Raw genomic sequence first — 13215 nt, forward strand, 5'->3', positions numbered from 1 at the left:
GGCGCCGGTGTGGCAATGCGGCAACGGCCCGCCGCTTCGATCCGGTTCAGCGCTGGCAGGTAATGGCGACGTATTCGTCGCAGCGGCTGCCGCTACATTTGTCGTTTCCGCCCCTCGGTACCGATCCGGTGATTTCATCGGGATCGACGCGGCGGTAGGCGGTTGCGGAAGCAAATTCGCGTGATTGGCAGTAGGAGCGGGCGGCATGGGCGCCGCATTTGTCGCCCTTGGCGAGGCACTGGTCGATGCCGTAGCCGTCGGCCTGATTGGCAATGATGAAAACGCGGCTGTCGCCATAAGCGGCCGAGGCGGTGAGCAGGAATGCGCTGGTAAAAAATGCTGCTGAAATTCGCATGGGGCACCCAATAAGGAAAAGGGATCGCCCCTCTCAGATAAGCCCAAAGTCTTAATAATGATTAACCATGAGCCCGTCGCCGGGCGTCCCGCGACGAATTTGGTTCAAAAACGGCCGCAGGCGGGCCTTGACGGCATCCCCCGGGCTGGGACATGGTGGAACCATGAACGGTTTCCTCGCCATCTGCAGCATTTGCCGCGAGATTATTAGCTAGCGATTCGCTGGCTGAGGCCGTCTTTTCTCAAAATGAGATCACTGGACGCCCGGCCGCAAGGTACGGGATTCCCATGCAACTACGCCTCTACGATACGTTGACCAAGGAGAAGCGGCCGTTCACGCCGCTCGATTCCGATAATGTCCGCATGTATGCCTGCGGGCCGACGGTCTATGACTTCGCCCATATCGGCAACGGTCGCGCCGCGATCGTGTTCGACGTGCTGTTTCGCGTGTTGCGCCATCGCTATGGCGCTGATCATGTGACCTATGTACGCAACATCACCGACGTCGACGACAAGATCAACGTGCGCGCCGCGCGCGACTATCCCGGCGTGCCGCTGAACGACGCGATCCGCAAGGTCACGGAAACCACCTATCAGCAGTATCAGGACGACGTCACCGCACTCGGCTGCTTGGCGCCGACCGTGCAGCCGCGCGCGACCGAACATATCCCGGAGATGCGGGCGATCATCGAGAGACTGGTTGCCGGCGGGTTTGCCTATGCCGCCGAAGACCACGTGCTGTTCTCGCCGCAGGCCATGAATGCCGCAAATTCGGTGATGCCGCGCTATGGCGCGTTGTCGAGGCGCTCGCTCGACGAGATGATCGCCGGCGCACGCGTCGACGTCGCGCCCTACAAGCGCGATAACACCGACTTCGTGCTGTGGAAGCCGTCCAAACCGGGCGAGCCGTCGTGGCCGTCGCCGGCCGGTATCACCGTGGAAGGCCGCCCGGGCTGGCACATCGAATGCTCGGCGATGGCCTGGAAACATCTTGGCGAGAAGTTCGACATCCATGGCGGCGGCATCGACCTGGTGTTTCCGCATCATGAGAACGAACTGGCGCAGACCTGCTGCGCCTTTCATTCCGACCGCATGGCAAATGTCTGGATGCACAACGGCTTCCTGCAGCTCGAGAGCGAGAAGATGTCGAAATCAACAGGCAACTTCTTCACGATCCGCGAGATGCTGGCCGATTGGCCGGGCGAGGTGCTGCGCTTGAGCATGCTCAAGACGCATTACCGCTCGCCGCTCGACTGGACCACCAAGGGGGCGGAAGAAAGCGCCAGGACGCTGGACGATTGGTACGCCATCGCAGCCGACGCCGACGCCGGTGAGCCGTCGCCGGCCCTGACCGAAGCGCTCTATGATGACCTCAACACGGCGCAGGCCATGGCCGTCTTGCACGGCCTGCGCAACGCAGCAGCGTCCGGGGGGGAGCGCGAACGCGGCGAGTTTGCCGCGTCCCTTCGGCTGCTCGGTTTCCTGTCCGTGAGCGCGGCCGACTGGAAGGGACGCAAACAGCAGGCGAGCGGCATCGATGCAGGGCAGGTCGATCGGCTGCTCGCCGACCGCGCGGCCGCGCGGGCGCGAAAGGACTTCAAGGAGTCCGATCGGATCCGTGACGAACTCGCCGCCATGGGCGTTGTCATCAAGGACGGCAAGGACGCGGAAGGCAAACCCGTGACAACCTGGGAGATTGCGTGATGACCAGACCCGATACGCCTTTCCCAAAACACTGGCGCTACTACATCTTCATCAAATGGGCCGTGATCGTTGCGGCGGTCGTGCTCGTGCTGCGATTGTTCGGAGTGTTTTGAAGCGATGGGACAGTCGTTGCCCAAACCCGCACTACGGCCGTTTCTTGCGGCGGATACCCCCGTTGTGGCGGCGATCTTCGTTGCCGCGATCCAGGAATTGACCGGGGATGACTACGGCGAGGCGCAGCAGGAAGCCTGGGCATCGGCGGCCGATGATGAGGAACAATTCGGCAAGAAGCTGGCCGGTGAATTGACCCTGATCGCGACGCTGCAGAATTCGCCGGTCGGATTTGCTTCGCTGAAGGGCGCCTCGCATATCGAGATGCTCTATGTGCACCCCAGCGCGGTGGGGCAGGGCGTCGGCGCGATGCTGTGCGATGCGCTGGAAAAGCTCGCCGGTGGGCGCGGCGCCAAGATTCTCACGGTTGACGTCAGCGACAACGCGCAGGAATTCTTCCTCAAGCGCGGTTACGTCGCCATGCAGCGCAACACCGTCACCATCAACGGTGAATGGCTCGCCAATACCACGATGCAGAAGACGCTGGCCGAGGCCGCGCCGGGAGCGCCACAATGAGCCGCGAACGCCTCTATCTGTTCGACACCACGCTGCGCGACGGCGCGCAAACCAACGGCGTCGACTTCACGCTGCATGACAAGCAGATCATCGCCGGCATGCTCGACGAACTCGGCATCGACTATGTCGAAGGCGGCTATCCCGGCGCCAATCCGACCGATACCGAATTTTTTGCGACCAAGCCGAAGCTCGACCATGCGCGCTTTACCGCATTCGGCATGACGCGCCGTCCCGGCCGCTCGGCTTCCAACGATCCCGGGCTGGCGGCGCTGATCGAGGCCAAGGCGGATGCGATCTGCTTTGTCGCGAAAGCATCCGCCTATCAGGTGCGCGTCGCGCTCGAGACCACCAATGAGGAAAACCTCGCCTCGATCCGCGACAGCGTCAGTGCCGCCAAGGCCGCCGGCCGCGAGGTGATGGTGGATTGCGAGCACTTCTTCGACGGCTACAAGGAGAATTCCGAATTCGCGCTGGCCTGCGCCAAGGCGGCTTATGAGTCCGGCGCGCGCTGGGTCGTGCTGTGCGACACCAATGGTGGCACCATGCCGCATGAAGTCGAGACCATCGTCGGCGATGTGATCAAGCACATTCCCGGCGGAAATGTCGGCATCCACGCCCATAACGACACCGAGCAGGCGGTCGCCAACTCGTTCGCGGCGGTGCGCGCCGGGGCGCGGCAGATCCAGGGCACGCTGAACGGGCTCGGCGAGCGCTGCGGCAACGCCAATCTCTGTTCGCTGATCCCGACCTTGCGGCTGAAGAACGAATTTTCGAACGCCTTCGAGATCGGCGTCACCGACGAAAAAATGGCGACCTTGATGAAGGTATCGCGGACGCTCGACGACATGCTGAACCGCGCGCCGAACCGCCACGCCGCCTATGTCGGCGAAAGCGCCTTCGTGACCAAGACCGGCATCCACGCCTCCGCTGTCATGAAGGACCCGCACACCTATGAGCACGTGCTGCCCGAACTGGTCGGCAACCATCGCAAGGTGCTGGTGTCCGATCAGGCCGGCCGCTCCAATGTGATGGCCGAACTCGATCGCGCCGGCATTCCCTACGAAAAGAGCGATCCGAAACTGGCGCGGCTGGTCGAGGAGTTGAAGGAGCGCGAGGCGGCCGGATACGCCTACGAATCCGCCAATGCGTCGTTCGATCTGTTGGCGCGGCGTACGCTCGGGCGGGTGCCGGAATATTTCCGGGTCGAGCAGTTCGACGTCAATGTCGAGCAGCGCTACAATTCCAACGGCCAGCGCGTCACGGTGGCGCTTGCGGTGGTCAAGGTCGATGTCGCCGGCGAGCGGCTGATTTCGGCCGCGGAAGGCAACGGCCCGGTCAACGCGCTCGACGTCGCGCTGCGCAAGGACCTCGGCAAATACCAGAAATACATCGAAGGCCTGAGGCTGATCGACTACCGCGTTCGTATCCTCAATGGCGGCACGGAGGCGGTGACGCGGGTGCTGATCGAGAGCGAGGATGAGAACGGCGATAGCTGGATCACGGTCGGCGTGTCGCCCAATATCATCGACGCTTCGTTCCAGGCGCTGATGGATTCGGTGGTCTACAAGTTGGTGAAATCAGGCGCGCCGGTGTGAGGCTTAGGCGTCAACTCCATCGATCGTCATTGCGAGGAGCGTAGCGACGAAGCAATCCATCTATCCGTTATGCCGCACGATGGATTGCTTCGCTTCGCTCGCAATGACGTGGAAACACTTGGGGCTCATTCATGCTCGATCACGTCTCCGTCGGCGTTGCCGATCTCGAACGAGCAGCGCGCTTCTATGAACCAACCCTGGCCGCGCTCGGCCTGACGCGGCTGGTCACACGCCCCGCGACCATCGGCTTCGGCAAGACCTATCCCGAATTCTGGATCAACCTGCGCGCCGGCATGCCGCCGGTCGCGCCGGAAAGCGGCATCCATATCTGCCTGCGCGCGCGGTCCACTGAAGCTGTCGATGCCTTCCACGCCGCGGCGCTCGGCGCCGGTGGCCGCTCCGACGGCGCGCCGGGCCTCCGTCCGCACGACCGGGTGAAATATTACGCCGCGTTCGTCATCGACCCCGACGGCAACCGCATCGAGGCGGTGACGTTTCCGAGTGAATGACGGCGCAAACTCCTAAAGCCGTCGCGCGACGTCCGGCGCCATCTCCTGGGTGCCCGCGGGCGCAAGGGCTGCGGCGGCGCGCAGGCGCGGCAGGATGTCCTCGACGCGTTCGGCCTTCAGCACCTCGACATCCAGGGCAGGGCGGATGAACTGATTGGCGCGCATATGCGTCAATAGCGCGATCAGCGGCTCCCAGAAATTGTCGATGTTGGCGAGCAACACCGGTTTGGTGTGTCGGCCGAGCTGTTGCCAGGTCATCTGCTCGACCAGCTCTTCCAGTGTGCCGACGCCGCCGGGAAGGGCGACGAACGCATCCGAGCGTTCGAACATCAGCCGCTTGCGCTCGTGCATGTCAGGCGTGACGACCAGTTCGGTAAGGTTCGGATTCATGCGCTCGCGGTTCGCAAGAAAATCCGGAATGATCCCGGTGACGGCGCCACCGTGGTCCAGCACGGATTTGGCAACCGCGCCCATCAGGCCCACTGAACCTCCGCCATAGACTAGGCGGATACTGTTCTCGGCGAACACCTTGCCCAGAGCGGTCGCCGCTTCGAGGAAACGGTGGTTGGAGCCGGAGCCGGAGCCGCAATAGACGCAGACGGTTTTGATTTGGTTCATGCAATTCATGTGGCACTGCAGCGTAAAAAGCTCAAGTCCGAGAATATACTGCCACAGTGGTTTTGAACCCGAAATACGGGCAAACCGGAGAAAGTTTTGCCTTTCAAGGCTGTACGCGGCGTTTAAACGCTCTATATGACGAGCAGAATGACGATCAATGGAAAACATGCAGCGGCGAACGGGTGCGCCATCAGACTTCTGGGCGCTTGATCCATGGCCGACACTGATTCGCGCGCCGACGAAGCGCCACTGGCCACCAGCGACCCCCTCGAAAAGGCGACCCTGATCGGGACGCTGGCGCATCTGTGGCCCTATATCTGGCCCGGCGACCGCGCCGACCTGAAAATGCGCGTGGTCTGGTCAATGGTGCTGCTGCTGGTCGCGAAGCTCGCGACGCTGACGGTGCCCTTCACCTTCAAATGGGCGATCGACGCGCTCAACGGCCACGGCAGTGCGCCGGTGGAACCGTCGAATTGGACGCTGTGGCTGATCGCGTCGCCGTTACTGATGACCGCAAGCTATGGCGCGGTGCGGGTGCTGATGGCGGTGCTGACGCAGTGGCGCGACGGCATCTTCGCGCGCGTTGCGATGCATGCGGTGCGCAAGCTCGCCTACATCACCTTCGTGCACATGCACGAGCTGTCGCTCCGCTTCCACCTCGAGCGCAAGACCGGGGGACTGACCCGCGTGCTGGAGCGTGGCCGCACCGGCATCGAAGTGATCGTGCGGATGGTGATCCTGCAACTGATCCCGACCATCGTCGAGGTGTCGCTGTTGATGGCGGTGCTGCTGTGGCAGTTCGACTGGCGCTACGTGCTGGTCACCGCGGTCACGGTCGTGATCTATATGTACTACACCTACATCGCGACCGAATGGCGGATCGAGATCCGCCGCAAGATGAACGATTCCGACACCGAGGCGAACACCAAGGCGATCGACTCGCTGCTCAACTACGAGACCGTAAAATATTTCAGCGCCGAACAGCGCGAGGCCGCGCGCTACGACCGCTCGATGGAGCGCTACGAACACAACAGCGTGAAGACTTACACGTCGCTGGCGGTGCTCAACACCGGGCAGGCGGTCATCTTCACGCTCGGTCTCACCGCGACCATGCTGATGTGCGCGATCGGCGTGCGCAACGGCACCAACACCGTCGGTGACTTCGTCATGGTCAACGCCATGATGATCCAGCTGTACCAGCCGCTCAATTTCATGGGCATGGTCTATCGCGAGATCAAGCAGGCGGTGATCGACATCGAGAAGATGTTCAGCGTGCTGTCGCGCAACCCCGAGATCAAGGACATCCCGGGCGCCGTGCCGCTGGTGGTCGGTTCGGGCAATGTGCGTTTCGAAGACGTGCAATTTGCCTATGACCCCGAGCGCCCGATCCTGAAAGGCCTCAGCTTCGAGGTACCGGCCGGCAAGACGGTTGCGATCGTCGGGCCCTCGGGGGCGGGCAAGTCGACGATCTCGCGGCTGCTTTTCCGCCTTTACGACGTTTCCGGCGGCAAGATCCTGATCGACGGCCAGGACATCAGGAACGTCACCCAGGCGTCGCTGCGCGCCTCGATCGGCATGGTGCCGCAGGATACCGTGCTGTTCAACGACACCATCCGCTACAACATCCGCTACGGCCGCTGGGACGCCAGCGATGCGGAGGTGGAGGAGGCCGCGCAACTGGCGCAGATCGACAGCTTCATCCGGATGTCACCGCTGGGATATGAGACCCAGGTCGGCGAACGCGGACTGAAATTGTCCGGCGGCGAGAAGCAGCGCGTCGCGATCGCGCGCACCGTGCTGAAGGCGCCGCCGATTCTGGTGCTCGATGAGGCGACCTCGGCGCTCGATAGCCACACCGAGCATGAAATCCAGGAATCGCTCGAACGGGTCTCGCGCGGCCGCACTTCGCTGGTGATCGCGCATCGGCTCTCGACCATCGTCGGCGCGGACGAAATTATCGTGTTGGATCAGGGCCGCATTGCCGAGCGCGGTACGCACGCCCGGCTTTTGGCTTCCGGCGGACTTTATGCCAGTATGTGGAACAGGCAGCGCGAAGCCGAGGAGGCGCGGGAGAAGCTCGCGCAGATCGACGACGACAACGAGGCGCCCAACCGCATCCCGCCGCCGGTCCAGGATCCTCTGGTCACCGCTGCGGAATAATTGAAATACCGCTCGATCCCGAAGCAACGGGACCGGGCCAGCCAATAGTGAGCCTTGATGTCGATTGCCAATTCCATCCGCGCGCAAATCCCGCCTGTTCATCCCGAGGGCTATCCCTTCATCGGCGGCTTTGCGCTTGCAAGCCTGGTCCTGTTCTGGATCTGGACGCCGCTCGGCTGGATCGGCACGATCCTGACGGTATGGTGTGCGCTGTTCTTCCGCGACCCCGTGCGCGTCACGCCGGTGCGCGAAGGCGTCGTGGTGTCGCCGGCCGATGGACGGGTCTCGATGATCTCCCAGGTGTTGCCGCCGGCCGAGCTTGGTCTCGGCGACCGGCCGCTGCTGCGCATCTCGATCTTCATGAGCGTGTTCAACTGCCACGTGAATCGCAGCCCGGTGGCGGGCCGGATCGACCGCATCGCCTATCGGCCCGGCACCTTCATCAATGCCGAGCTCGACAAGGCCAGCGAAGACAATGAGCGCAACTCGCTGGTGATCTCGACCGCCAGCCATGGCCGCATCGGCGTGGTCCAGATCGCAGGCCTAGTGGCGCGACGTATTGTCTCGTTCGTGCGCGAGGGGCAGACGATCGGCGCCGGCGAGCGGTTCGGCCTGATCCGGTTCGGCTCGCGGCTCGACGTCTATTTGCCCGAAGGCGGCAAAGCGCTGGTTTCCGAGGGCCAAACCGCGGTCGCCGGCGAGACCGTGCTGGCCGATCTCGGCGGCGCCAGCGAGCAGGGGCGGACGTTCCGCGCCGATTAACCATCCGAATGGCCAAGGCGCCTGCCGGCCGCCACAATGGCGGCGCAGGCTGGCGCTTGCTATATATTGGCGAGCCATGATGACACCCGATCCCAAGTCTCCGGAAATGCGCCGCCGCCGGTTTCGTCCGATTCCGATCCGGATGCTGGTGCCGAACTTCATCACGTTGCTGGCGATCTGCGCCGGGCTGACAGCGATCCGGCTGTCGATCGAAGGCCGCATGGAGCTCGCAGTCGCCGCGATCGTGTTCGCGGCGGTGCTGGACGGGGTCGACGGCCGCGTCGCGCGCATGATCAAGGGCCAGTCGAAATTCGGCGCCGAACTCGACAGCCTCGCGGACTTCGTCAATTTCGGTGTCACCCCCGGCCTGATGCTGTATTTCTGGCAGTTGCATGATCTCGGCAATGGCGGCTGGATCGCGGCCATGGTGTATGCGATCTCAGGCGGCCTGCGGCTGGCGCGGTTCAATGCCAGCATCGACGATCCGAACAAGCCTGCGTTCGCGGCAAATTATTTCACCGGCGTCCCGGCGCCGCTCGGTGCGCTGACCGTGATGCTGCCGATCTATCTGGTCTTTTTGGGCGTCCCGCAGCCGCCGGCGATACTGACCGCGTTCTATACGCTGCTGATCGGATTCCTGATGGTGTCGCGGCTGCCGGTGCTTTCCGGCAAGACCGTGCGTATGCGCGTGCCGCCGGAAATGGTGCTGCCGGTTTTCGTCTCGGTGGTGTTCTTCATCGCGCTGCTCGTGAGCTACCCCTGGTACATTCTCTCGGTCGGGACCGTGCTGTATCTGTTGAGCCTGCCGTGGGGCTGGAAAACCTATCGCGATCACGAGCGAAACGCTGCTGCCGCGCTGGCGGCTGCGACCACCGATGCCGCCGCACCCGCTGGTCCAGCACCCGTATTCCCGGCGGCTCCGGCCGACGCCGAGCATGACGACCGACCGGCGCGGCTGAACTGAGCCGCCACGCGACTTCCGATATAGCTGCCAAGATAGCTGCCATGAGCGCTGGCCGAGTTGGGTTCGATCCCAATCTCGGCTATAGGGCTTGGCGATGTCAGGCCGTCCAGAATTCCGGCCCAAAAATCAGGAGAGAAACGCAGTGACCCAGTCCGCTTCCGCCCCGCTACCGGCTTCCGTGCTTGAAGCGTTGGCCCGCTACGACACGCCGACGATCTGCAATGCGATGGAGATCGTGGCGCCTGAGCGCCGGCTGATCGGCTACACCACCAAGCCGCTGGTCTGCCCGTTTCCCAACCTGCCGCCGATGGTCGGCTATGCCCGTACCGTGTCGATCCGCTCGGTGCTCAAATCAGGCCTTCCGGCCGACGAGCAGGCAAGGCGCCGCATCGCCTATTATGAATATGTCGGCACCGGCTTTGGTCCGCGCATCACCGTGATCCAGGATATCGACGGCGCCGACGTCGGCTACGGCGCGTTCTGGGGCGAAGTGCAGAGCAACGTGCACAAGGCGCTCGGCTGCCTCGGCGTCATCACCGATGGTTCTATCAGGGACATCCCGCAATGGGCGCCGGGCTTCCAGGCGCTGGCCGGATCGATCGGTCCGTCGCATGCCTGGGTGCATGCCGAAAGTTTTGGCGGCGAAGTGCGCGTCGCCGGCATGACGGTGCATTCCGATGATTTGATCCATGCCGACCAGCATGGGGCGATCGTGATTCCGATCGATATCGCCGCCAAGATTCCGGACGCCGCCGAACTCTGCGGCCGTCGCGAGACGCCAATCCTCGATATTGCGCGCAGCCCGGACTTCACGCTCGAGAAACTGAAAGAGGCGCTGAAACGTTCCGCTGAAATCCACTGACGAAAACAACCACCGGCGAAAAGTTGGGGTAATTAACACACGAGGGGAGACGTCATGAGAGCCTTTTGGGCGGCGCTGTCATTGCTTGTCATTGCCGGCGTCGCGGATGCGAATGCGCAAACCTATCCGTCGCGTCCCATCACGCTCGTCGTTCCCTTTCCGCCGGGCGGCTCCACCGACGCCGCCGCCCGGATCATGGCCGAGCGGATGCGCAGCAACCTCGGCCAATCGATCGTGATCGAAAATGTCGGGGGCGCCGGCGGCAGCATCGGCGTCGGTCGTGTCGCCCGCGCCGCGCCGGACGGCTACACCTTCGACATCGGGCAATGGGACACCCATGTCGGCAGCATCATCTACAAGCTCGACTATGATCTGGAAAAGGATTTCGAGCCGATCGCGCTGATATCAAACAATCCGCAGCTGATGGTCGCCAAGAAGGATCTGCCGGCGAACACGCTTGGCGAACTCGTAAGCTGGATGAAGGCCAATCCCGGCAAGATCAATTTCGTCAACCAGAACGCGGCCGCCAATGTTACCGGCGTGATGTTCGAAAACCTGACCAAGCAGAAGGTGCAGTTTATTCCCTATCGTGGCGCAGGGCCGGCGATGACCGATCTCGTCGCGGGTACGGTGGATCTTCTGGTTGTGCAGGGTGCTGTGGCGCTGCCGCAAATCCGCGCCGGCGCGATCAAGGCGCTGGCCAATCTGTCGGTGGCGCGCTCCGCCTCGATGCCCGATATCCCGACGGCGGATGAGACCGGCGTGCCCGGACTTTACATGTCGGGTTGGTTCGGCTTCTGGGCGCCGAAGGGAACGCCAAAGGAAATCATTGCCAAGCTCAACGCGGCAACCGTCGAGGCGCTGGCCGATCCGGCGATCCAGAAACGCTTTACCGAGCTGGGGCTCGACGTCGCCCCGCGCGCGCAGCAGACGCCGGAAGGACTGGCCGCATTCCAGAAGGCCGAGATCGACAAATGGTGGCCGATCATCAAATCCGCCGGCATCGGCGTACAGGCCCAGTGAACTGACCGAGCGAGCTGATCGATTGAACTGACTGCCCCTGCGCTCCGCGGTGGCCGGCGCATTATGGTTAGCAAAAGGTTGCGATCGCGCCAGGGCCCTTGATCCGGCAAATGGCGCCGATATTGGACTGATTGCTGAGCCCGGGACGCCGGCCCTCGCAATTGTACGGCACAGCCGCGGCTTAACCTTTACGCGTCTTTAACAGCGCCGACGTAGGGTTCAATTGGCGCGGCCCGTATGGGCGCGCCACCGTCCAGGACGGGCAGGTCGTTCGCGTACGCGTCGGAGTTCAGAATGGATATCACCACGCTCATTGGCCTGGTCGTCGGCGCCATCGTGCTGTCGACGCTGATTTTGATGGGTGGCGATTTCCGGATGTTCTACGACATCCATGCCGTCATCATCATCTTCGGCGGTTCGATCGCGGCGACACTGATCCGGTTTCCGCTCAGCGCGATTCTGCATGGCATGCCGCTCGGCGCCAAATTCGCCTTCACGATGAGCCGTCTGTCGGCGCGCGACCTGGTCGATGAACTCGCCCGCATCGCCGAAATCGCCCGCAAGCAGGGTCCGGTCGGTTTGGAAAAGGTTGATACCAACGAGCCGTTCCTCGCCAAGGGAATCCGCTACGTCGCCGACGGTTACGATCTCGAATTCATCCGCGACAACCTCGAGCGCGATCGCGACAATTTCCTGATGCACCTCAACGAAGGTTCGAAGATCTATCGCGCCATCGGCGATTGCGCGCCGGCGTTCGGCATGATCGGCACGCTGCTCGGCATGGTGCAGATGTTCTCCAACATGCAGGATCCTTCGAAGCTCGGTCCCTTCATGGCCGTCGCCTTGCTGGCGACGCTCTACGGCGCGCTGGTCGCAAACCTGATCTGTCTGCCGATCGCCGACAAGCTGCATGGCAAGCTGCTCGACGAGGAGACCAATCGCACGCTGATCATCGACGGCATCCTCATGATCCGGGATTCCAAGAGCCCGGCGCTGGTGCGTGAGATGCTGCTGGCCTATCTGCCCGAGAAACATCGCCACGAGGAAGGCGAACTGGCGCCGGCCTGACCCTTCGGCAGCATCAAGGCGCGGATATAGAGCATGGCCAAGAAAAAACGCGAAGAGGCACATGGCGGTCACGGCTGGTTCGTGACGTTCGCCGATCTGATGGCATTGCTGCTGGCCTTCTTCGTGATGCTGGTCGCTTTTTCCAGCCAGGACAAGGACAAGCTGAAGATCGTCGCCGGCTCGATGCGGGAAGCGTTCGGCGTGCAGACCGAAGTCCGCTATTCCGGCATCGTCGAATCAGACGGTCTGCCGACGCGGCCGAAGCTGAAGAACACCGCTCACATTTCGCCGGAGGAATCCTCTGCCACGCCGACCCCGGACGACAAGGAGCGCTCCCGCGAAAGCGGCGCCCGCATCGCGGTCGATCGTGAGTTCGCGCTGGCTTCGGCGTCGTTGCGGCAGGCGTTGCAGGACCTGCCGGAACTGACCGAGATGTCCAAGCACATCATGTTCGAGGAGACCAGCCAGGGCCTCAATCTCGAGATCGTCGATCAGGAAGGGCGGTCGATGTTTGCCGATGGCTCCAAGGTGCCCCATGACCGCACCCGCCGGCTGATCCAGAAACTCGCGGTTCCGCTGAAGGCGACGCCACTGCGCCTGTCGATCGTCGGCCACACGGCGGCAGGTTTCCTGCCGGCGCGAAGCGATTATGGCGCGTTCGATCTTTCGGCCGACCGCGCCAACACGGTGCGTCAGATTCTGGAGCGCGAGGGCCTGCCGCCATCGCACGTCTTTGCCGTATCCGGCAAGGCCGACAGCCAACCGCTGTTTCCCGATGATCCAACGTTGCCCGCAAACCGTCGCGTGACCATCACATTAATGCGCGAAAATCCACCGCTTCCACCTGGTCTGAAGCCATAATTCGTCGCAACTACTATCTTACCTCTCGAATTGTGCGATGAAATTTGCTTTGCTTGGGTGCCGCATCCCCAGCGGTGCTATGCTTGCCAATGATTGACAGGCGACGCA

Annotated in this window: 13 protein-coding genes; 11 read left to right on the forward strand and 2 right to left on the reverse strand. The window is 62.7% G+C overall.

The genetic code is table 11. The features are described from left to right. Positions 1-46 precede the first annotated feature (46 nt). On the reverse strand, positions 47-355 hold the full coding sequence (locus tag JQ574_RS07015; protein WP_212207356.1) for a hypothetical protein: 309 nt from the start codon (positions 353-355) through the stop codon (positions 47-49). A gap of 287 nt (positions 356-642) precedes the next feature. Here JQ574_RS07015 and cysS point away from each other — a divergent pair, with 287 nt between their 5' ends. The 4 genes from cysS (at position 643) to JQ574_RS07035 (ending at position 4789) form a co-directional block, all read left to right on the forward strand. Then, entirely contained in the window at positions 643-2058 is a 1416-nt protein-coding gene (gene cysS / locus JQ574_RS07020) for a cysteine--tRNA ligase (protein ID WP_212207357.1), read from the forward strand. A gap of 117 nt (positions 2059-2175) precedes the next feature. Further along, the gene (locus JQ574_RS07025; RefSeq protein WP_212207358.1) at positions 2176-2685 is read left to right on the forward strand and encodes a GNAT family N-acetyltransferase; all 510 of its coding nucleotides are present in this window, start codon (positions 2176-2178) and stop codon (positions 2683-2685) included. Next, positions 2682-4280: a citramalate synthase gene (cimA, locus tag JQ574_RS07030; RefSeq protein WP_212207359.1), complete on the forward strand. Its 1599-nt coding sequence runs from the start codon at positions 2682-2684 to the stop codon at positions 4278-4280. Before JQ574_RS07025 ends, cimA begins: the two co-directional genes overlap by 4 nt. A 131-nt stretch (positions 4281-4411) precedes the next feature. Next, positions 4412-4789, forward strand: a complete 378-nt coding sequence (locus tag JQ574_RS07035) for a VOC family protein (protein WP_212207360.1) — start codon at positions 4412-4414, stop codon at positions 4787-4789. 12 nt (positions 4790-4801) lie between these two features. On the opposite strand, the gene JQ574_RS07040 is transcribed toward JQ574_RS07035, so the two are convergent. Then, complete coding sequence (locus JQ574_RS07040) at positions 4802-5407, reverse strand: TIGR00730 family Rossman fold protein (RefSeq protein WP_212207361.1); 606 nt, start codon at positions 5405-5407, stop codon at positions 4802-4804. Between the two features lie 213 nt (positions 5408-5620). Between JQ574_RS07040 and JQ574_RS07045 the strand changes: the two genes are divergently transcribed. From JQ574_RS07045 to JQ574_RS07075, 7 genes are all read left to right on the forward strand, one after another. Further along, positions 5621-7567 (forward strand): ABC transporter ATP-binding protein/permease, encoded by a 1947-nt coding sequence (locus JQ574_RS07045; RefSeq protein ID WP_212207362.1) that lies wholly within the window; start codon positions 5621-5623, stop codon positions 7565-7567. A 57-nt stretch (positions 7568-7624) separates the two neighbouring features. Beyond that, complete coding sequence (locus JQ574_RS07050; RefSeq protein WP_212207363.1) at positions 7625-8329, forward strand: phosphatidylserine decarboxylase; 705 nt, start codon at positions 7625-7627, stop codon at positions 8327-8329. 79 nt (positions 8330-8408) lie between these two features. Beyond that, positions 8409-9293: a phosphatidylcholine/phosphatidylserine synthase gene (locus JQ574_RS07055; protein ID WP_212207424.1), complete on the forward strand. Its 885-nt coding sequence runs from the start codon at positions 8409-8411 to the stop codon at positions 9291-9293. A gap of 94 nt (positions 9294-9387) precedes the next feature. Further along, positions 9388-10155 carry an RraA family protein gene (locus tag JQ574_RS07060; RefSeq protein ID WP_249119173.1) on the forward strand — a complete coding sequence of 256 codons (768 nt, stop codon included), beginning with the start codon at positions 9388-9390 and terminating at the stop codon, positions 10153-10155. Between the two features lie 54 nt (positions 10156-10209). Beyond that, positions 10210-11178 carry a tripartite tricarboxylate transporter substrate-binding protein gene (locus JQ574_RS07065; RefSeq protein WP_212207364.1) on the forward strand — a complete coding sequence of 323 codons (969 nt, stop codon included), beginning with the start codon at positions 10210-10212 and terminating at the stop codon, positions 11176-11178. Positions 11179-11472: 294 nt separating this feature from the next. Then, positions 11473-12246, forward strand: a complete 774-nt coding sequence (locus tag JQ574_RS07070; RefSeq protein ID WP_212207365.1) for a motility protein A — start codon at positions 11473-11475, stop codon at positions 12244-12246. Between the two features lie 33 nt (positions 12247-12279). Further along, positions 12280-13107, forward strand: a complete 828-nt coding sequence (locus JQ574_RS07075; RefSeq protein ID WP_211996616.1) for a flagellar motor protein MotB — start codon at positions 12280-12282, stop codon at positions 13105-13107. Positions 13108-13215 lie beyond the last annotated feature (108 nt).

The organism is Bradyrhizobium sp. AUGA SZCCT0158, assembly GCF_018130065.1.
Classification (GTDB): domain Bacteria; phylum Pseudomonadota; class Alphaproteobacteria; order Rhizobiales; family Xanthobacteraceae; genus Bradyrhizobium.